Raw genomic sequence first — 20,540 nt, 5'->3', positions numbered from 1 at the left:
AATCACTCCGCGGCTATCGCGCGTGCGCCGTGCCTTCCCGCGTCCGACGGCACAAAGCGGAAATCGAGCTCGCGGCTGACCAAGCGCTCGACGTAGGTCGCGGCATCCCTCAAGAGATGGCGATAGCCGGTGATGGACCTGGCGAATACATTATAGATGATGACGGCCGGGATCGCCGCAACCAGACCTGCCGCCGTGGTGAGCAAGGCTTCAGCGATGCAAGGCGCGACGACGGCAAGGTTCGTACTCTGGGCTTGGGAGATACCGATAAAGGCGTTCATGATTCCCCAGACGGTTCCGAACAAGCCAACGAAGGGCGCTGTCGCACCTATCGTAGCAAGCACGCCAGTACCCCCTGACATGCGACGGCCAAAGAATGCCTCGATACGATCGAGAACGGAAGCGACACGTTCTTTCAGACCGGTACCACCCGCGTAGGCAATGGCAGCATCGGAGACTTGTATTTCCTCTTGGGCAGCACGCAGCATCAACGCCGCGGGGCCGCCGCGCCTCATCGTCGCGGCGATGGCTTGGTCTACGGTCTTTGATGTGCGAACGATCTCGATCGCGCGGTTGATGCGTGACCGCGCGCAGGCAAGTTCGACGAGTTTGGCTAGCCAGATTGTCCAGGTCACAAATGATGCTAAGACAAGAATGACCATTATGCTCTTCACGATCGTATCGGCTCGTAAGAACGTGCCCCAAAGCGACAGATCATGTGGTAGGTCGACGCGCTGTGTTGGCGTCAACATCTGCCGCAGGGCTTCTGCGGCCTCGTCAAGAAACGTCGGCATCGGCTTCATATCGCCGCTAGCCGCTTGCTGCGATCGACCCGCCGTAGAGTATCCTATGCTGACGCCGGGGGTTTCAGCAGACAACACTTGTGTTGATGCACGAACTGTCGCGGCTGGCGCTTGCACCGTCGGAGCCGCCGCGCTCTCGCGCCCAGTTTGCGTGAGAACCTGCGCGGGCGCCGACGTGTCGGTTCTCACCTTACCCTGATTGACGGTCGCCGGTGTTGACTCGCCCCCTGCCCCGTCCTGGGCGCTACTCGGCTGTGCGAGGATCGCAAGCGTGGCGATCGCGCCGATCACACTTGATCGTAGGCGACGTGAACAAGTGCGTTGTGGCTTACTCCATTCAACGAGGAAGATGCCAAGCATGAGGTACGGGTCCTTCCTTTTAAAGACCATCCGCATCGGTGACAATCTATCGAAGCCGACGTCCACGGAGACGGATGAAGACCATCGACAGGTGTAACGGGAACAGACAGTTTCGTGTGCTGCGGAGGGCCGATAATGCCGCAGTTGGAGCAGGCAAACTTCAGCGAGTGAGCCTTCCACCGGAAGCCGATCCCGGATCGGCGGGTCCGTTGCGTTGCAGCCCTTCCTTCCACATGTCGGACGCCCAACCAAGCGCATGGCGAACCAACCGATCCGCTCGACCTGGCGCGCCATCACTCGCATGCTATCACGAGGGCGCTTCATCTCAGGCGTACAGCGCTTTAGAATTCGTCGAGGTGATCTCGCCAACCATTTCGGGATCACGCATCGGCTGCCATTGGAGGGATGGATCTCTGAGATGACGCAGAAAGCCAAAGCCCATTTGGCCGAGGACTCTCTCCTGAGCATTACGCCAGAACGCGACATTAGCTGCTGTTCCGGCGTCTTGTGCGATGATGGTGCTAAATTCACCGTTCGGTTGCACGGTCAGATAGATGACGCCGCGGCTGGCGAGGAATCTGACCTGGTCGTCGGTGAACAATGTCGTTTCATCGCAAAAGACCGGTTTTCTTCTCAATAGAAGTTTCGTCCAACTCAATAGCTTATGTTGGATATGCGACGCGACAGCACTCATGGGGATCTCCAATGATGACGGAAACGCATCAAGTTCGATGCGGCCTCTGCGCTATGAATTGGACCGAAAATCTCGAATGGCCGTCATTGAGCCGTTGGCGGGGGGTTCACTTTCGCAACACGCTCATTGTCGTTGATCGTTCCGAAATGTTTTTCGACGAGGAAGCGCACGCGGGCGAAGGCCTGCTTGGCTCCCTCGATGGCGCGCGCATCGTCGGCTGCCGTGAACGGCATCGCATCGATGGCCGCCGTAAAGCGGCGCCAATGAAGCCCTCGCCCGTCGCTATGGCCGGCAAGATGGCGGGCGCCAAAGCTTTCCGACAGGCCCAGTCTTTCCGCCTGCTTTAGGAGGAAGGCCGCTCCGAGGTTCGAGCCCTCGGCGATATAGAGCCAGCCAATCGCATTCGGCACGGCGAACAACTCGCCGGACTGCCGGATATTCGACGGCGTGCCACCTATATCCACGATGTCCTGCCGGATCAAATCGAGGCGTCGCCGTTGCCTGAGATCCGCCATGAATGCGCCGATGCCCGGATGGTCGTAAAGTGGATCGACCTCCTGATGAAACTCGTGCTGAATCTTTAGGAATGTCGCATAGCGCGCACGACTGCCGAATGGATCGACGCCCATAATGCGCTTGTCGAGCGCATCATGCTGGTTGTGCGTGGCGGCCTTCAACCGCTTCGCCAGACCCCGCGGTTCGTCGGCCTCTCGAGATGCTATTGCAATCGTATTCATGCTTGGCTCCCTGCCGTTTTGTCCTGGGTTAAGCTCCGTATCTGCATTCCCGTTCGCGCCCTAATCGTCCTTGAAAGCTCGGGCGATCTGATCGCGGAGCGGCTTCATGAGGTAGGAAAACGCGGTTCGCTCGCCTGTCTGCACCTGCACCTCGGCGGGCATTCCAGGAACGAGTTTCAGCTGGGCCAGGCGCGCCAGTTCCTCAGGCGCGATCGTTATGCGAATGACGTAGTAGGAAGCGCCTGTGCGTTGATCTTGCGTGACGTCCGCACCGACGCGGCTCACAGTGCCGTTTAGTTCCGGTGTCGTGCGCATATTGAAAGCGATCAGGCGCAGGGCGGCGGGTTGGCCCAACTGAACGTCGTGAATGTCGTGCGGGTTGATATGTGCCTCAAGCGCAAGGCTGTCTTCATCCGGGACGACTTCCATGGCCGTCTCACCGCGCGAGATGACGCCGCCGACAGTATGGACGGAGAGATTGTGAACGACGCCGTCTTGGGGCGCGATCATTTCGACGCGGCGGAGTTGATCCTCAGCCGCGATCTTGCGTTCCGAGAATTCACCGATCTGTGCCTGCGTGTCGCGAAGATCACTGGCGACTTCCGTCTTCAGGTCTTGATCGACCTGGAGAATCTGCAGCCGAGCTTCGTCGATGGTGCCGGCTGCCTGCGCTTGGCCGGCAACGACTTGCCCCCGATAAGCGTCGAGCGTCGCTTTGTCGCGCTCCAATTCGTTGAGCCGCTGGACAGACGTAATCCCCTTCGCCAGAAGATCGCGGAGGCTCACGATCTCCCGCTCGCGGACTTCGATGCCCTGCTCGAACGCCAACTCTTGCGCTTTGAGCCCGGCGATCTGGTTTTGGTACTCCTTGATGCGCTCGGCCAGCTGCGCTTTCTTGCTGATCCGTGTGCCAAGTCGGGACTGAAACAGATGTTGTTCACCCTGCATCGCACGTGCGACTTCCGGTTCGTTCACATGTGCAAGGAGCCCCGGCGGAAACCTGATTGCATCCTTGTCGTCGCGTTCGGCCTCGAGCCGCGCTTCGCGGGCGGTCAGTTCATTGAGGCGCCTGGTGACGATTGCAAGGTTGGCTTTGACCTGCGTTGCATCGAGACGGATGAGAACGTCACCCGCCTTGACCCGCTGTCCTTCATGGACAAGCAGCTCACCGACAACGCCGCCGGTCGGGTGCTGGATCGTTTTCACATAAGATTCGACCACGAAGGTGCCGTTGGCGACGACTGCGCCGGCCAGTTCGGTTGCGGTGCCCCAGCCACAGACGCAGGCGACGAACGCAAGCACGCCCAGAATTCCGAGCGCAACATGGACTCTCACGGAGCGCACTACTGCAGCGGCATCAGTGTTTGACATCGTCTTCCTCCATCGAGGCCGCCGATGCCTCCTCGGGGCCCACCACGACCCGAAGCTGTCCGAGAGGATTCATTCTGGTCTGCTCGCTTGAAGAGCTTTTCGGCACGGATGCGCCAAGTGTCGGCCGCAGCATTCTTGACAAGATCTGGTCGCGCGGCCCGAAGGCTTTCGAGCGACCGTTCTCCATCATGAGCACGAGATCGACTACACCGAGTACGCTCGGCCGGTGCGCTACAACGACCACTATGCCGTTTCGCTCGCGCACGGCCGCGATCGCCTGAATGACGGTCCCCTCTCCTTGCGCGTCGAGATTGGCGTTGGGCTCGTCGAGAACCACGAGGAAAGGATCCCCGTATAGCGCTCTGGCTAGGCCGATGCGCTGCCGCTGCCCTGCGGAAAGGGCCGCGCCACCTTCCCCGACTATGGTGTCGTATCCGTTCTCGCAACGGAGAATGAGATCGTGAACCCCGGCTGCCTTCGCAGCTTTCACGATGTCTTCGGGGGCGGCAGTGGGATCGAGCCGAGCAATATTCTCGGCGATCGTTCCCTCGAATAGTTCGACGTCCTGGGGCAGATAGCCGACATGGCGGCCGAGAGCTTCATTGTCCCATTGATCGAGCGAGGCGCCGTCAAGGCGGACCTTGCCGCGAGCCGGATACCAGGCGTTCACGAGCGCGCGCGTCAGGGTGGATTTGCCACTTCCGCTCGGGCCTATGATACCAAGCGCGCTGCCGGCGCGGACGCCAAAATTCACGTCGATAACGGTCGGGTGTTTCTGCCCGGGCGGGATGATCGCCACGCATTCCGCAGTCAGGGCTGCTTCCGGCTTGGGCAGCGCTGTGACCTTGTCCGCCGGCGCGACCAGAGCCAGCAGCTCGCTCAGCCGCGCCCAACTCTGCCGGGCCATGAGGAAGGAGCGCCAGGTGGCAACAGCCAGATCGATGGGCGCAAGGGCACGGCCCATGATGATCGAGCTGGCGACCATGACGCCGCCTGTGGCGCTTTGTCGAATGACGAGATAGGCGCCGACGCCCAAGATTGTCGATTGAAGCGCGATCCGGAACACGCGGACGGTGCTGCCAAGCGCATTGCCAATGTCCCCCGCTCTGCGATTGGCACGAAGGTAGTCGGAATTAGCCGAAGCCCAGCGATCGGCCGTTCTGGGCCCGAGTCCCAAGGCCCGGATGATTTCCGCATTGCGTCGGTGGCCCTCCAGGAGGGCGCTGCGCTGCATGCCATAGCCGACGGTGTCGAGAACAGGTTTGGCTGAAAGCATGTGAGTGAGGGTGGTCAGAGCCACCAGGATGATGGCCCCCACCAGCGCGGTTAGACCAATCCACGGATGTAAGGCGAAGCAAACCGCAAGATAGAGCGGCGCCCAGGGCAGATCGAAGAAGGCGGAGGGGCCCTGTCCGGAAAGAAAGCCGCGGATGTTGTCGAGGTCGCGCAGCGCCTGGAGACCATCGCCCGGGACGCGCGTCTCCAGCGAAAGCCGAACGATCACCTCATGGACACGGCCGGAAAGCTGATGGTCGAATAATTCACCAGCGCGCAGCAATACGCGAGATCGAACAACTTCGAGAAGCAATTGAAAAGCGTAGGCGATCACCGCCAGCACTGCAAAACCGACCAGCGTCGCGATGCTGCGACTTGCCAACACGCGGTCGTAAACCTGCAGCATGAACAGCGGCGCGGTCAGGCCGAGGATGTTGATGACCCCGCTGACCAGCGCCAAGGCAACGGCGCCTTGTTTGAAAAGGGAAACAGCCGCCGCAGCCAAGGGCTGCGGCGGTGTCCGCTTCCTGTATCGTCCTGCTGAGGCGACCATCAGACGAAGGCGAAATCGGACGCGGACAGGCTCGACACACCATCGACCGTGATCGTGCTGTGTAGACCCGAAGTGGTCGGATCGGCGTAGGTGATGGTGTTCCCGGCGACGCTCACATGGCTGTCGCTGATGAACTGGCTGTAGTTGCTCCAGCCATAACCCTTGAAGTCGATGAGATCGTTACCGTGAACGAAGTCAGAGATCGTGTCGTTGCCAAAACCGTGTGTGGAATCATAGAGGCTATGATCCCACTTGAACGTGTCGAAATCCGAGCTGCCCCCGTTTCCGGTGAGGATGTCGTTTCCGTAGAAGCTGTAAAGGATATCATCCCCGGAGGTGCCGTGCTGGTTCGTGCCCGCATCGCCGAGATAAGTGTAGAAGTAGCTCGGGGTCTGCTTGATGATCCCATAGATTGAGTAGTCGAAGGAATTGGGGCCGGCATCGATATTGGCGTGATGGTAGTCGATGGTCAGCTCGGTATTGGCGAGCGAGGCGTTGCCGGTGGAGGAGTTGACCGACAGGCCTGTGCCGAAGGTCAGAGTGTCGGCGGTTCCGGTCAAATTGCCTCCAGAGTAGCTGGTGAAATCACCACTCAGGATCTCCGCATGCGCCGAGGACGTATCGCCGCCGTGATACCACTGGTCAAAAGGCGTGCTCGCCGGGTTGAAGGTGCCATAGGAATTGGAGGTACTCTCCCCAATCACGTTGTCCAGATAGCCCTTCAGGTCGGAACTGGCGGAAGTCAGAGAAATGTCGACCGCGGACATGATATTGCTCCTTGTTTGGCCCAAGCCATTGCGGGCGGTTCATCTGCGATGAACCGATGCTTTCCGGCGATTCCGCCGGAAACTCAGAATTTCATGTTCAGCGAAACCGTTGCCGTGCGCCCGGGACCGGGATAGGTGTCAAACCCGAGGGCCGGGATGTAGGCGACGTCGGTGATGTTGTTGACGGCGAAGCGCAGCGTCGCGGAATCGTTGATCGCGTAGGAGCCGTAGAGGTCGAACAGCGTATAGGCGTTGGTGTTGTACTCACCCTGCAAACCGTAGCCGCCGATATTGCCATTGGCTTTTCCGAAGTGGGAAACTCTTCCACCGATCGTCAGCTTGCGGTCGAACAGTCGCACGCCGCTGTCCAGGACGAGCTTCTCCTTCGGCGGTACGAAGATCACCAGGCTTCCCGTCGTTTGCGAGGTGCCGTTATAGCTATAGGCGGACGCGTATTTGGCATTGATGTAGCTGAACGAGCCGCCGAGATAGTAGTCGCCGGCGTCATAGTTTGCTTCAAGCTCGACGCCGTTCATTCGCGTTGGCCCGTCGAGATTGACATAGGCGTTGTAGGATTGCGTAGTCGCCGAGCCCGGCGCGAAGGCAATCTGTCCGAGCGCGATGTAATCGTTCACATCGCGGTGGAAGCCGACGACCTTGGCGCGAAAGGTATCGCCGGCCTGAATGATGCTGTCATAGGAGAGGTTGGCGCCGACCTCATAGGTATTGGCTCTTTCGGGCACCAGCCCGGGATTCGGCGCATACAAAGCATTCGTAAACCCGCCCCCCGGATGGGTGCCGCCGGTGAAGGTTTCCATAACCGATGGTGGCCTGGAGGTCTGCGAATATTTCGTGAACAGTTCAACACCATCGATCGGCTTGATCGCGATCTTGGCTGCCGGCAGCCATGCGCCGCCCGACTTATCGATATCTACGTTGTAGGGTGCGCTCGTGGTTTCCGTGTGGGGATAGACAGTCCAGATCCTGCACCCACCGCCGCGCGATGGCGGGTAGTACAGGCCGCAGACACCCGGAACCTCGATGGTCCGGACTCCGAACACTGTCGTTGAACCCTCGGAGTGGTAGTGGTCGTAACGCAAGCCACTCGAAAGCGTCAGCCACTCTGTAACGTCGTAGCTCACATTGCCAAAGCCGCTGATGACGTCGCGGCGCCCCGAGGGCGTGAGGCCCTTGAACCACCACGCTTGATTTGGATCGCTATCGACACCGGGCCCTCGGGCCACGGTGTCGCCGAGGTCACGCCAGGCTTCGAGGCCATAGTTCAACGCAAGCTTTCCCAGCGGCAGAACGAAGCGGCTGGTGTTCTCTAGACTGCCGCCCCAGGACGACATTTTGTAATCGTTATCGGTAGCGGGTACCAATGCCGACTGTTGGGGAACCTTGCTTCTGTCGTCGGCTCGATTGAACCACAGCCGCCCCTTGAGATCGATCAGATCGCTGTCGGGCTTCCAGCCGAACGCCGCGGCGACGGTATCGTTCGTAACATGGTTGTCGTCGGGCACATCACGGCCGGCGCCCTGCTTGAACCGGGTCGCGTAGTGCAGCCAACTGATGTCAAGGCTGGTGTCTTCGGTCGGCCTCATCTGTGTCTTCAACAGGCCGGACCAGCTCTCCGAACCCATGAACAGAAGCGGCCCGTCGGTCCCCAGCGAACCCACCGGCAGCTTACCGTTCCTGCCGATGTCGTATTCGCCGAGATTCTTGTAGCTGAGCCCGCCGAGAATGGAGAAGCTGTCAGAGGCCTTTGCCGCGACCGCTGCCGAGCCGTTGAAATGATACGCATTGGTACCGGTCGTGGCGTCGACAAATCCGCCGACCTGTTTTCCGGGAGAAATGAGGTCTTCGGCACCTATCGTGCGGAAATTCACCGAGCCTCCCAGCATCGCGGCTCCGCCCATTGTCGATGTGCCGCTTTTCTCGACGTCAATCTCGCGAAGGAACGATGGTTCGACATACATGTAGCCGGTCGAACCGTGGCCGTTGCGCTGGAAGTCCTGACGCGCGCCGTCGATCATCATCGCGACGCGTCCTTGGTCCTGCAGGCCGCGGATGTTGACGTTGATGCCTTGGTTCTGGGCGTTGTCGTCTGAAACAAGAACACCTGGCACGCCCGACAGTAGGTCACGGGTGTTTCGTGCGGGCTGATTCTGAATCGCTTGACGCGAGACAACGCTTATGCTGTCCGGCGTCTGGTAGACCCAATCGGGCGAGCCCTGAAATCCGGAGCCAGACGATGCGTTGCGATCACCTTGGCCAGCAACGTTGATTGTATCGAGAATTAAGGAGCCGTCCGCACGCGGCACAGCTCCGGCATCCGACACGTTAGAGGATGGTCGGCCGCCGATCACAGCGGTTCCTTCGCTGATACGATAGCTGATCCCCGTCCCACGCAGAAGCGCAGCCAACGCCCGCTCAGGAGTGAAGCTACCAATGACAGCGTTCGAACGCAGGCCTTGCGACGCTTCGGCGGGGAACGAGACCTGAAGCCCGGACTGACGACCGAACTGATTGAGCGCGCTTGTCAGCGGCTGAGCAGCGATGTTGAATTGACGCGCAGCAGAAGACTTTGAACCTTGCTCTTGCACGATTTGCGACAACGCGCTCTGCGGATAGAGCGCTGCCACGCCCGACAACGCGCAGATCGCGGCACTTTGCAACAAGCGGATTGAGACGCGCCCCAACGTCCCGTCCGCAATCGTTCTAATTCTTGATGCGCCCCCAATATACATCGAGTCTCTTACCTCTACCTGTCATGGTGCACGCCCCTGCTTTGGCATGCGCTTCCGACCGTAAAGACGAAGAGCTCCGCAAGATTCTCACGGCAGAATCATTTTTTCTGAACAATCGCGATTTCTTTCGATCGAGGTCGATTACAAACGCGACACGATCCGCAAGAACGGCGTGACAGATCGGACCTTGCCGCCGAAAGGCTCGACGAGCCCGATGAGCGCGCGATCGGGATTGCGCAGGTCGAAGAGACCACTCACTTTGAGGTTGGCCAAGCCTCTATCGGGGATCAGGATGGAGGCGGAGGAATAGCGCTGGATCAGCTCGATGGCGGATCTGACGCTTGCATTGGCGAGAAAGATCTTTCCTTCACGCCAGGACCCGATGTCCTCAAGCGAAATCGATTCGACGCTGATCTTACCTGTCGCGTGATCGACAACAAACATTTCGCCGGGCTTGAGAATATCGGGCGGCGACGCGCTCTCTGTGGCCAGGGAGGCTTCGATCGAGCCGCGCAGAAGAGCAACTTTCGTGCTCGTTGATGATACCTGAACATCGAAGGCGGTGCCGTGCACCTTCACTTCAGCGCCTTGCACGTCAACGATGAACGGTCGTGTGCTGTCGGTCACGACGTTGAAGAAGGCTTCGCCGGCCAGGAGCGTGACACGCCTTTGCTCCGTTCCGATGTCCGTTTTGATTGCACTGCTTCCGCCGAGATCGATGACGGAGCCGTCGGAGATTTGCACGCGCTCGGTCTGACCGGCCGCGGTGCGGTAGTCCGCACGCATCGCTATGAGAATTCCAGGAATGGAGATCCACAGCACGCATGCGGCGACAAGAGCAGAGACTACAGTTGTGACCGGGCGATGATACGGCTTGCGCGCCACCGGGGCGCGCGCAGCAGGAGTGGGTAGGAGCGTGTTTGCCCGGGTTCGTTTCGAGAGAGGGGTCACGTCGGCCCAAAACTTTTGATTGTAGGCTGGTTTGACCGTGCCGAGAACAGTCCATGTCTTGTTGACGCGCTCCCACGCAACGCGATGTTCGTCGCAGGCAGCAAGCCAGACTTTGAATTCCTCAAAAATTGCGGAGCCCTGGGGGGCGCCCTCCAATTTCAGAATCCAGCCGGTTGCTTCCTCAAGTAGCTCGCGCTCCGCGTTCTCGTTCGCCAACGTCCGAATATTCCCCTCTGTCGATGGTTTTGTCGATGTCCATCCCCCTCAGCCATCGCCCTAGCTTGGACGAAATTGTCGCTTCCGGTCCTTCTTTACAGAACTATTTCGGAGATCGCGAGGGCCCCTGGCTTTGACTGTCCGGTTCTCGCCCGAATAGTCGTCGCGACCGGTGTCTGGACCAGACGAGGCGCTAGGAACAGAGACCCCGAGGTGAGTGGCGAGTTGTTCGACCGAGTGTCCGCTGAACCGATGCATTTCGAGGGCGATGAGTTGGATTTCCGGCAGTTGGGTGATCAGATCCATGGCTCGCCGTGCGCTCTTGCAGCGGAGAACGGCCTCCTCTGGTGGGTCATGGGCTGAGGGCTCGCCCAAGCCGGCGCACTGTGCCCCTTCCGTTATTTCTCCAGCTTTCTTCCTCGCAGCAAGTCGACGGCGGAGTTGCGCTCCACGCGGAACAGATTAGGCCCTTAGGTGGATTGCCGGCATCGTGTCGTTCGTCGCAGGGACGAATTTGATAAAGTCTTCCTGGACCAGATCTTCAGTGCTATGAGCCATTGCGAAGCGTAGTCGACAAGAACCGGGCGGCGAGCGATGTAGGGAACCTCGCATTGCGAACAAGAGTATTCGGTCTCAATGCGCCCTCGCTTGTACGGTTTCTAAACGGTCGCGCTTTCTCGCCGCGCCTTAATTAAATCGGTTCTAATTTTTGAGCCGTTGCTTGAGCGGATGGGCCACCACTATCCTTAAGAGCCAACATTTTTGAAACGCTCTAATCTAACCACGACAGGCAGCAATGAATGACAGTATCTCCAAGGGAGACGCGCCATCCGACCGCCTCTTCATGCGAGAAGGGAAGAATCGTCATTTTCTGAAGACGGCGTGCGAACTCGACAGTGGCGGGCGCACAGCGTCAATCGTCCATGCGAGCAAGCATTACCGCTCGCGGATCAGCTCGAATAGCGGGCTTATTCCCGCGAAGTGAGGCGGCATGAACGGTTCTCCGAAATATTCGCGTTTGGCGGCTCCCGCGGCGACCGCGCTCGTCCTGTTCGGTTTCGCTTTCATCGCGCAGGCTGCCGATGCCGACCGCATCGTCGCGCTTGGCGGAGCGATAACGGAAATTCTCTACGCGCTCGGACAAGAGGACAAGATTGTCGCTGTTGATGCGACGAGCCTCTATCCCCCTCAAGCGCTGAAGGACAAGCACAATGTCGGCTATTTCCGCGCGGTTTCGGCGGAAGGGATCCTCTCGGAGCGCCCTACTCGCGTATTGATGGTCGAGGGCTCGGGACCCGCCGCTGCATTGGAAACGGTGGCCCAAGCCGACATTCCCATCAATCGCGTGCCGGATGCACCAACAGCTGAAGGCGTTGTCGCCAAAATCATCACTGTAGGTGAAGTGATTGGCATGTCTGACGAGGCGAGAAAGCTTGCTAATCAGGTGAAAGCGCGCTTCGCTGAACTCGCGCAATTTCGAGAAAGGATTGGCGCTTCAAAGCGGGTTCTGTTTGTCATCGCGCTGCAGAATGGCCGTCCGCTTGTGGGCGGTAGGGGAACGGCCGGCGATGCCATCGTTACACTTGCCGGGGGCATGAATGTTGCCGACTTTGACGGATATAAGCTGATGGCGGACGACGCCATTATCGATGCCGCTCCCGACGTGATCGTAATGATGGAGCGCCCCGCCGGTTCGGCGAGCGAGGATGTCTTGTCGCTTCCCTCGTTTGCTGCCACTCCGGCCGGGAAAGCACGCGCGCTGGTCATTATGGACGGGCTTTATCTTCTCGGCTTCGGGCCGCGCACGCCGGATGCTGCCCGCGACCTGATGCAGGCGCTGTACCCGAGATTGAATATCCCGCGCTTGACGGCGAAGGAAACCGGCGGGAAATGACTGCAATCGAGACTGACGTAGCGTCGCTCGCAAGGCTGGTTTCCCACTATCGCCGGCGCGTCGCGCTCGCGATCGGCCTGGGGGTCTGCTCTTGCGCGGTTCTCGCCATCATTGCTCTTTGCAGAGGCGCGGTTCCAATCCCGGCCCAACGCGTCGCGGCAATTCTATGGCAGTCCATTTTTGGCTGGGCAAGCATTGCTCAGGACCGAGAGACGCTGGTCGTGATCAGCATTCGGCTGCCACGCGTCCTGCTGGGGTTGGAAATCGGCGCGGCGCTCGCCGTTTCCGGCGCGCTGATGCAGGGGCTGTTCCGAAATCCACTCGCCGATCCCGGCCTTATTGGCGTCTCCTCGGGCGCCGCTTTTGCGGCCGCAGGAGCAATCGTGCTCGACGATCGGCTCTTTGGCAGTACGGTCGTTAAATTAGGTTTTGCCATTCTCCCTGCCAGCGCCTTTTGCGGCGGTCTTGCCGCCACGCTCATCATTTACTCCATCGCTACAAGGCGGGGACGCACCTCAATGGCAACCATGCTGCTTGCTGGTATCGCACTCGGCGCCTTGGCTGGCGCGGCGACCGGTCTCCTCAGTTATGTCTCGGATGACAAGCAGCTGCGCGATCTCACATTCTGGTCACTCGGAACCCTCAATGGTGCAACCTGGAGCAAGGTCGCCGCCGTCGCCCTTATCATTCTGCCGCTGCTATCCGCTGTGCCGTTTCTGGGACGCCGCCTCAACGCACTCTCATTCGGCGAGGCAGAAGCCTTTTACCTCGGCCTCCGCGTCGAGCAGATCAAAACGGCAACCATAATCCTGGTTGCCTTGGCGGTAGGAGTGAGTGTGGCAAGCGCTGGTGTGATCGGGTTCATCGGCATCGTCGCGCCGCATATCATTCGTCTCGCGGTTGGGGCTGACCACCGCGTGCTCATACCCCTGTCGGCATTCTTCGGCGCGGCCCTGCTTGTCGGCGCCGATACGCTCGCGCGTACGCTCGTCGCGCCGGCCGAACTTCCCGTCGGGATTCTGACGGCCCTCCTCGGCGCGCCCTTTTTCCTTTGGCTGCTGCTTCGAAGAGCTAGCGGGAGCTCCGTATCTTGACGAGTATCCTCCAAGCGAACGAGGTTTCTTTCGCGGCACGTGGGCGCCTGCTTGTTGACCGTGCGACGCTCGTGCTTAAACCCTGCCGCCTTACCGCTATTGTCGGGCCCAACGGCGCGGGAAAGTCGACATTGCTCAAATTGCTCACCGGAGAGCTATCGCCGTCCCAAGGCGAGATTCTCTACGGTAGCGAAGGGATCGAACGTCTGCCGCCTTGGCGACTTGCGTGCAAGCGCGTGGTCATGACTCAAAGCGCAAGCCTTGCCTTTCCCTTCCGCGCACACGAAGTCGCGCGGTTCGGATTAACCAGCATCGGCCGTGACTTGCCGAGCGCCGAAGCAGAGGAAATCGTCGCGGCGAGCCTCACCAACACTGGTACCCTGCATCTTGCTGACAGGGATTTCCAGACGCTGTCGGGCGGTGAACAGCAGCGCGTCCGGTTCGCGCGTGTGCTGTGCCAGTTGCGCGCAGGACAGAGGATAGAGAAGGCTCAGGCGCTATTCCTTGACGAGCCGATCGCCAGCCTCGATCTAGAGCATCAACTGGCGCTGATGGATCAGGCGCGCGCCATTGCCAACGACGGCGCCGCCGTCCTCGCGGTCCTGCATGATCTCAACATCGCGGCGAGCTTTGCCGATGACCTCGTCGTGATGTCGGCCGGCGCCATCGTCGCGCAGGGGCCGCCTTCGACGGTCATCACCGACGAACTTGTTGTAGAGGTCTTTCGTGTTCATCTGGGCGTCGGGACAGTGCCACCCACTGATGTCCCCTTTGTCCTTCCGCAGCACTACGTGTGCAAGGACATCAAGCGCGCTCTCGGTTGTGGATGAGCGTAGACGCCTAATCACGTCGGCCTGACGATGCATTCTCCAGTTTCAGGATCATCCCGTCGCCTCTTCAAGAGGTCCACAGTCCGCTTTTTTCGTTCTAGCCAATGCCGCAATGTTCCCCTGCATTCGGCATTGTCGCCTGCTCCTTGGATCAAGCACGGAAATTGCCGCGGCCGCCCGATTTTCTACAAGCCTATTTCCGACCTCCCGAGGGCCTTTGACCGTGCGATTCCCGCTCGAGCCGGATGGTGATCGTGGCGACAGCCGTCTGGACGAAGCGATAGACAGTGGGAACCGACACTCCGAGGTGATGCGCGATCTGTTCGATCGAGTATCCGCCGAACCTGTGCATCTCAAGCGCTACCCGCTGGCTTTCCGGCAGCTCGGCGATCACGTCCATGGCTAGCCGCATGCGCTCGCAAAAGAGAACATTTTCCTCGGGTGTAGGAACAGTTTCAGGACTAGCCCAGGAAGGTGCTCCGCTCCCCTTTCGCCGGTGCTCCAGCGTCTTTCGTCTGAGGACATCGACGGCGAGATTGTGGACAATGCGGAATAGGTACGATCTTGGACGCACCGCCGGCACACTCTCGTCGCTCGCCGGTACGAATTTGATGAAAGCGTCTTGGACCACGTCTTCGGCACCGTCGCGCGATCCGAGGAGGCGCGATGCATAGTCGACGAGAACCGCTCGATGGGCCAGATAGAGAGCAAGACGCGCATCTGGACCCTCCTTCATCTGTACCGTCTCCGCATCGCCAAAGATCTCCCCGCACTGAGAGAGAGCGTTCGCTTTGGCCACCGCTTGCTTCGTGAGCCTGTGTCGGCGGCACGGCACAGGTCTTGTGCGAGACTTGATACACTCATACCCGCCCCCAGGCCTTCGAATACACCTTCATGAACGCCGAACGAAGGCCACAACCTTTACGAAATCGAAAACTCTTTCAACACCAGTTGTTTATAAGGACTCTAGAGTGGGCTGGTTCACAGGAAGTGAGTGCGGGCGGAATCAATGCCGGTCCCAAGGTCAGGGGTCCCGTTTGATTTTGCGACCCTGATCCCCCGCGTCGGGCCGCTCGGGCGGCATGGGGAGGCGCTTATGCCATTCCTACGGAGCGTCTCGCTCCCCAACAAGAGCCGAGAAAAATCGAGAGCCCTAAAAGAAAATCTGGCCCCCTGTGAGAATCTCGCAGAGCTCTTCGTCTTTATGGCGGAAACGCACTTCAGTGACCGGAGCGGCTAGGGGCTCGGATCTCGTCTTTGGACAGGCGATACGGCCTCCGGCTCATTCTGAAGCTCCTCGTCGGATTTAATTGGCTCGCTCTTGCGCGGCCAGCGCAGGACAAAGCCAACAGGCATATTTTAGCTGCTGCACAATGGATCGTGTTCTTCAGAACTTCGTCGACCGGCTGGCCGAAAGCACCGACCCGGTCACTCTTAAACAAAGCATGGTGGACACTCTTGCCGCGCTTGATCGATCCCTCTTTGCCGATCTTGCTCTTCCCCACAAATCTGACGGCGTACCGTCCCTAATCTCGACGTATCCATCAAACTGGACCGCACATTATCTGCGGCGTCACTATGAACGGCGGGATCCAGTGGATGTTCAGGCTATGCGCTGCACTCGACCCTTTCGATGGGGTATTGGCGTCGCGTCGCGAGCGCAATCCGAGAGCGAACGCGAGTTATTTGAAGAAGCGCAAAGTTTGGTATCCGCTGCGGATTTACTGTTCCAATTCATGACAACAAGGGTGCTATAGCGGCCGTGACCTTTGCTACTGATGAAATTCGACTTCCTTTCGATCGCTTGATAAATCAACACGCGCAGGTTCTCCAGCTACTGGGAATGTACTTCCATGCCAACGCCAGACGCACGTTGGGCTCCGATCGCGTGGTCGACGGAGTATTGTTGTCTACTCGTGAATTCGAATGCTGGAATGGTCTTCTCGCGGCAAATCTGCTTGGGAGATCGGGTGCATTCTCGGCATCTCTCGACGAACCGCCGCCTTTCATCTGGATAATGCCCGAGCGAAGCTCGGCGTTCGCACGGTTCGTCAAGCAGTCGTCCGGCTCGCTGAATCAAGATCAAGAAGATAACTGGCAATGTTCTATCAGCGCCCTGTGCATCTGCACAGGGTGCATTACACCATCTTGTTTGCTTTCACTGCCGATCCGAAGCAGGGAGGCAACAATGATTCAGCTCATCACACCGGGGTATCATGGCGAATTCGTCAATGATCTCGCTGAGATGCACCGGCTGCGTCATCGCGTTTTCAAACAGCGTCTGGAATGGGATGTTCAGATCGCCGGCGACATGGAGGTCGACGAGTTTGACGTCCTTCGACCGGAGCATTTACTGCATCGTTCACCCGATGGCCGCATTCAGGGTTGTGTTCGACTTCTTCCCTCGACCGGTCCAACCATGATTCGAGATATTTTTCCAATCCTTCTGGACGGACAGCCCGCGCCGCGAGCGATCAGGTCTGGGAAAGCAGCCGCTTTGCGCTCGATGTTCCGCCGGATGCGCCAAGAGCATATGGTGGACCGGCAGCCGCCACACACGAGCTTTTTGCAGCTATGATCGAGTTCGCTCTGTCCATTCGACTGACCGAGATCGTGACAGTCACCGACACTCGCATTGAGCGGATTCTTCGGCGTGCCGGATGGCCCCTTCGACCGATTGGAAAATCTCGACCGCGCGGAAACACCACAGCTTTGGCGGGATATCTAGAGGTGTCGACCGATGCCTTGGAGCAGGTCCGCAGTGCAGGCCACATCTCAGGTCCGGTGCTCTGGGCTCCAGCGGTGGGGGCGGCCGTCTGAACCTTATTGAAGCACATGGCGGGGCGCATGGCTGCACAGGCGGCTGCGAGCTCCTCCCCGGTCAAGCTCAACATGCGCAATTTGAAAGGACCAGGTCATTCTCTGCGCGGCAGCAAAGCTCTTGAGCTAAAGCACCTGCGCTTGGCGGTAACTGCGGCCGATTGTGGCAGCTTTCGTCGGGCCGCGGAGTTACTCAGATTGCAACAGTCGACCCTCAGCCGTTCAATTCGCCAGATCGAGCATGGCCTCGGCTTCACAATTTTCGAGCGCTCAAGCGGAGGTGCAAGCCCAACGCCAGCGGGTCGCAGGGTTCTTCGCCTGGCAAGAACGATTCTTGAAGAATTTGACGCGCTCATAGCAACGGCAAAGTCGGTTCAAAACGGCGAAACCGGCCGGCTGGCAGTCGGGTTCTGCACATCACTTTCGGCAGGCAACCTGCAGGCTTCGTTGCTCGAATTCAAACAGCGATTTCCCAAGGTTGAAGTTGCGACGGTCGAACGATCACGCACAGGTCTGGCAACGGCACTTTGTAATGGCCTGCTTGATATCCTCATCACTACAGGAAACCTGCCACTATTCGACAGCAAAACGATGTCGCTCTGGAGCGAGCGTGTTCTAGTCGTTTTATCCCGTGACCATCCCCTCACTGCGCGTGAGATTGTCTATTGGACCGACCTGCGCGACGAGACGGTGCTGCTGAGCCATTACGATCCCGGCAGGGAGCTTCAAGACCTTTTGGTTTCAAAGCTCGTCTCACCTGAGGATCGTCCCAAGATCGAACATCACGACGTCAGCCGCGGTATCATCAAGAGCCTGATCAGCATGAAGGGGGGTATCAGCCTGGTGCTCGAATCCGATACCGGCGCGAATTTTGCCGGCTTGGTCTACCGGGAGCTGCGCGACGGCACGGGCCCAAGCCGGTTCGACTATTCCGCCTATTGGCGGGCCGACAATGAGAACCCCGCCTTGAATGCTTTCCTGAAGCTGCTCTCGGAGCGCTACCCGTCACCTCGTTTGGGAGGATGACACGCGCGGCGAGCCCTTATAAAGTTCCGGTCCGTTGCCATGAACCGGGCCAACATGGGCGCAATCAGCTTGACCGGATCACTGATCTGTTGACCCGTCTCACGCGCTAGGATTTCAGCATAGGCGAGCAGATCGCGATGAACGCTCGCCGGCAATTCGTGCGTCAGCTTAATCGGCTTGTCGTCCTCGATTGCTCCGAGTTTAAGCTTGGCCATCGTCCTCATCCCCTATAGGACTCCAGTATCAGGTCACGATTGACAATCACTCTCACGGGAAACCCCGGACGGATCGTCAATGTTGGCTGGATATTGAGATTGCGTCGAACCACCTGCTGGCCTGTTTGATTGAGGGAATCCCCAGCCCCACGCCGCAGCGCCTGAATGATGTCGCTGTTGGTGTTATTGACGTCCGCGCCTGAATTCACCTCCGTGCCGACGGCGAGCAGCGTTGATAGCCCCGCTGATCCGAGTAACTCTTTCCAATGGTTATCGACCTCGTCCTCAAGGCCGGAATATCCGCCCACATCCGCGCCGGCCTGCCGCTCCAACACGAGTGAGCGTCCGTCCGGCATGATGAGCCGTGTCCAAACCAGGAGTACGCGTGACTGACCGAATGCAACCTGGCTATCGTAAGTCCCTATCAATCGCGCTCCTTGGGGGATTAACCTGATGCGCCCGGTCGGAGTATCGTAAATGTTTTCAGTCACTTGCGCGGTGATCTGACCTGGTAGATCTGAGCGGATTCCCGTGATGAGCGCGGCCGGAATGACCGTCCCCGCTTGAACCACGAAGGGCGACGGTGGCCTCATCAGGCGATCGGAGCTTGTCGTGCGTCGATCGATGGCAGCATTGATGAACGCAAGCTTTCGATCCTGTCCTTTTTGAGTGAATGCTTCGTCGGCAGATATTGACGCGTTTGAAGGCGTCTCGCTCGATGGCGTCCCAACGGGCGCTGAGCGTACATTGGAATTGACAAACACCTTGCTGGTGCGCGCTGCCTCACTCTCCTGATTGAGCCGCTGCTGTTCGGGGTCAATGGCGAGCGCACCGGATTGGGACGAGTTTTGCGCCGCAACGATCGGGCGGCCAAGATCGGCGGGCACAGGCGGTCCAAGACGTGGCACGTCATGGGGGATTCCAGCATAGTCTTTCGGCAGGCCTGCGAGCTCATCGGCGACATTGACGTGGTCGGTCGAGTAGAGTTCTTGCCTAACCGGAGCACGCTCTGATTTGTTCTGCAGAGCCCACAGCACCGCGCCACAAACCATCGCTAGGGCCAAAGCGATGCCGCCCAAGAGTACCTTGCGCGACAGGCGCATGACTTGCGGCCAATCCGGCCGGAGCCGCAGGGTTTCGGCCACCGCTGCCCGCTGCTGCGGCCGAGGGGCATCGTAGCTGGGATCATTCGCCTGGTCCGTGCCGGTCACATGGGCCTCCCGTCGCCTCGAACGATCCGCACCTTCTGCTGGTTCTCTCCGCCGAGCCTCAGTTCAGCGGCTGCGAACAGCCGGTCAACGATCAGCACGTTGCCGTAAGCCCGATAGTTGACGAGTTCAGCATTGCCATCAGGTCCGACCACGAACAGCGGCGGCATCTCGCCCTGACCGATACCAGGCGAGAACTCGATGTAGACCTTGCGGCCATCATCATAGGCATTGACAGGACGCCAGGGCGGGCTGTCGCCCTCGATTGTGTATCGGTAACGGCGCTGCGCCCGATCCGGAATGACCGGTGTCGGCGGCAGAGCTTCACCACGCACGACCCGATCCTCCGGATAGAACCACGCAACGGACGGCATATAGGGCTTTTCGCGGGAGCGCAGCTCAACTAAGTAAGTGCGCCGGTCGGTGTTAATGACGAGATTGGTCTCGATCGCCGGCCGTGTTGGCTTTACCATGATGTGCACACGTCGCGTCTCGCCACTGCCGCTTTCGGTATCCCCGACCACCCAGCGCACGGTATCACCTGCGGCGACCGGTCCCGAGCCAATCAGCTGCTCGCCCGCCTCCAGCGCAATATCCGTGATCTGCCCCGGCGCAGCGTAGATCTGATAGAGCGCGCCCGGACTATAGGAAAATACCTGCACCGCATTGAAATAGCCCGACTTTCGAGGCTCCACGCGTGCGGCGTCATTTGCGGTCTCAATCCGCTCGAGAGGCTCCTTGGCTTCCGTGTTCTTGCCGCCTCGCGCCGGCTTCCAGGCGGGCGGAACATGCAGCGGCCTTGGACGGTCATCGGCAGGCGCCGGCAGATCTGGAACGGGCGGGAGTTCGCCGTCATAGCTGATCTGCGGAGGTTTGAACGCGGTGCAGCCACCGAGGATGGACACACAGATCAAAAGAGCCAGACCTAACCTCGGTCGGATTCTCTGTGGTGCAGTCCCTTGACCCGACGGCATGG

Annotated in this window: 18 protein-coding genes and 2 pseudogenes; 7 read left to right on the top strand and 13 right to left on the bottom strand. The window is 59.3% G+C overall.

From position 1 onward, the window contains the following. Window positions 1–2: 2 nt before the first annotated feature. The 9 genes from exbB to P6U23_RS12040 form a co-directional block, all read right to left on the bottom strand. The gene (exbB, locus tag P6U23_RS12080; RefSeq protein ID WP_407179992.1) at window positions 3–1,163 is read right to left on the bottom strand and encodes a tonB-system energizer ExbB; all 1,161 of its coding nucleotides are present in this window, start codon (window positions 1,161–1,163) and stop codon (window positions 3–5) included. A 325-nt stretch (window positions 1,164–1,488) separates the two neighbouring features. Then, on the bottom strand, window positions 1,489–1,857 hold the full coding sequence (locus P6U23_RS12075) for a hypothetical protein (RefSeq protein ID WP_407179991.1): 369 nt from the start codon (window positions 1,855–1,857) through the stop codon (window positions 1,489–1,491). 83 nt (window positions 1,858–1,940) lie between these two features. Continuing rightward, entirely contained in the window at window positions 1,941–2,594 is a 654-nt protein-coding gene (locus P6U23_RS12070; RefSeq protein WP_407179990.1) for a biliverdin-producing heme oxygenase, read from the bottom strand. 60 nt (window positions 2,595–2,654) lie between these two features. Continuing rightward, entirely contained in the window at window positions 2,655–3,965 is a 1,311-nt protein-coding gene (locus P6U23_RS12065) for an HlyD family type I secretion periplasmic adaptor subunit (protein WP_407179989.1), read from the bottom strand. Beyond that, window positions 3,952–5,793: a type I secretion system permease/ATPase gene (locus P6U23_RS12060; protein ID WP_407179988.1), complete on the bottom strand. Its 1,842-nt coding sequence runs from the start codon at window positions 5,791–5,793 to the stop codon at window positions 3,952–3,954. Before P6U23_RS12060 ends, P6U23_RS12065 begins: the two co-directional genes overlap by 14 nt. Next, complete coding sequence (locus P6U23_RS12055) at window positions 5,793–6,560, bottom strand: hypothetical protein (protein WP_407179987.1); 768 nt, start codon at window positions 6,558–6,560, stop codon at window positions 5,793–5,795. The genes P6U23_RS12060 and P6U23_RS12055 overlap by 1 nt, the downstream gene beginning before the upstream one ends. Window positions 6,561–6,643: 83 nt before the next feature. Next, entirely contained in the window at window positions 6,644–9,262 is a 2,619-nt protein-coding gene (locus P6U23_RS12050) for a TonB-dependent hemoglobin/transferrin/lactoferrin family receptor (RefSeq protein ID WP_407179986.1), read from the bottom strand. A 189-nt stretch (window positions 9,263–9,451) separates the two neighbouring features. Then, window positions 9,452–10,477: a FecR family protein gene (locus tag P6U23_RS12045; RefSeq protein ID WP_407179985.1), complete on the bottom strand. Its 1,026-nt coding sequence runs from the start codon at window positions 10,475–10,477 to the stop codon at window positions 9,452–9,454. Between the two features lie 60 nt (window positions 10,478–10,537). Beyond that, window positions 10,538–10,735: a hypothetical protein gene (locus P6U23_RS12040; RefSeq protein ID WP_407181428.1), complete on the bottom strand. Its 198-nt coding sequence runs from the start codon at window positions 10,733–10,735 to the stop codon at window positions 10,538–10,540. A 733-nt stretch (window positions 10,736–11,468) separates the two neighbouring features. Between P6U23_RS12040 and P6U23_RS12035 the strand changes: the two genes are divergently transcribed. Genes P6U23_RS12035 through P6U23_RS12025 form a run of 3 tightly spaced genes read left to right on the top strand, consistent with a single transcriptional unit; the run spans window position 11,469 to window position 14,295 of the window. Further along, window positions 11,469–12,371, top strand: a complete 903-nt coding sequence (locus P6U23_RS12035) for a hemin ABC transporter substrate-binding protein (protein WP_407179984.1) — start codon at window positions 11,469–11,471, stop codon at window positions 12,369–12,371. Further along, entirely contained in the window at window positions 12,368–13,465 is a 1,098-nt protein-coding gene (locus tag P6U23_RS12030) for a FecCD family ABC transporter permease (protein WP_407179983.1), read from the top strand. Before P6U23_RS12035 ends, P6U23_RS12030 begins: the two co-directional genes overlap by 4 nt. Further along, on the top strand, window positions 13,462–14,295 hold the full coding sequence (locus tag P6U23_RS12025; protein ID WP_407179982.1) for a heme ABC transporter ATP-binding protein: 834 nt from the start codon (window positions 13,462–13,464) through the stop codon (window positions 14,293–14,295). Before P6U23_RS12030 ends, P6U23_RS12025 begins: the two co-directional genes overlap by 4 nt. A gap of 193 nt (window positions 14,296–14,488) precedes the next feature. Here the strand turns inward: P6U23_RS12025 and P6U23_RS12020 are convergent, their stop codons facing one another. After that, complete coding sequence (locus tag P6U23_RS12020) at window positions 14,489–15,031, bottom strand: RNA polymerase sigma factor (protein WP_407179981.1); 543 nt, start codon at window positions 15,029–15,031, stop codon at window positions 14,489–14,491. Window positions 15,032–15,668: 637 nt separating this feature from the next. Here P6U23_RS12020 and P6U23_RS12015 point away from each other — a divergent pair. The 4 genes and pseudogenes from P6U23_RS12015 to P6U23_RS12000 all read left to right on the top strand — a co-directional run. Beyond that, a pseudogene (locus tag P6U23_RS12015) lies at window positions 15,669–16,093 on the top strand (autoinducer binding domain-containing protein); the annotation flags it as partial. Window positions 16,094–16,221: 128 nt separating this feature from the next. Then, a complete protein-coding gene (locus P6U23_RS12010) occupies window positions 16,222–16,389 on the top strand; it encodes a helix-turn-helix transcriptional regulator (protein ID WP_407181427.1) in 168 nt (55 codons plus the stop codon). Between the two features lie 94 nt (window positions 16,390–16,483). After that, a pseudogene (locus tag P6U23_RS12005) lies at window positions 16,484–17,115 on the top strand (acyl-homoserine-lactone synthase). A gap of 72 nt (window positions 17,116–17,187) precedes the next feature. Continuing rightward, window positions 17,188–18,141, top strand: a complete 954-nt coding sequence (locus P6U23_RS12000) for a LysR family transcriptional regulator (protein ID WP_407181426.1) — start codon at window positions 17,188–17,190, stop codon at window positions 18,139–18,141. On the opposite strand, the gene P6U23_RS11995 is transcribed toward P6U23_RS12000, so the two are convergent. From P6U23_RS11995 to trbG, 3 genes are read right to left on the bottom strand one after another with little or no spacing between them, the layout of a single operon-like run. Beyond that, complete coding sequence (locus tag P6U23_RS11995; protein ID WP_407179980.1) at window positions 18,114–18,356, bottom strand: DUF2274 domain-containing protein; 243 nt, start codon at window positions 18,354–18,356, stop codon at window positions 18,114–18,116. The two genes, P6U23_RS12000 and P6U23_RS11995, sit on opposite strands and share 28 nt — an antisense overlap. Window positions 18,357–18,361: 5 nt before the next feature. Then, window positions 18,362–19,567 carry a TrbI/VirB10 family protein gene (locus P6U23_RS11990; RefSeq protein ID WP_407179979.1) on the bottom strand — a complete coding sequence of 402 codons (1,206 nt, stop codon included), beginning with the start codon at window positions 19,565–19,567 and terminating at the stop codon, window positions 18,362–18,364. Next, window positions 19,564–20,538 carry a P-type conjugative transfer protein TrbG gene (gene trbG / locus P6U23_RS11985; protein ID WP_407179978.1) on the bottom strand — a complete coding sequence of 325 codons (975 nt, stop codon included), beginning with the start codon at window positions 20,536–20,538 and terminating at the stop codon, window positions 19,564–19,566. Before trbG ends, P6U23_RS11990 begins: the two co-directional genes overlap by 4 nt. Between the last annotated feature and the right edge of the window lie 2 nt (window positions 20,539–20,540).

Origin of the sequence: Bradyrhizobium sp. STM 3562 (assembly GCF_045571435.1) — a bacterium.
Classification (GTDB): domain Bacteria; phylum Pseudomonadota; class Alphaproteobacteria; order Rhizobiales; family Xanthobacteraceae; genus Bradyrhizobium.
This window is presented reverse-complemented; position numbering and strand designations above follow the sequence as displayed.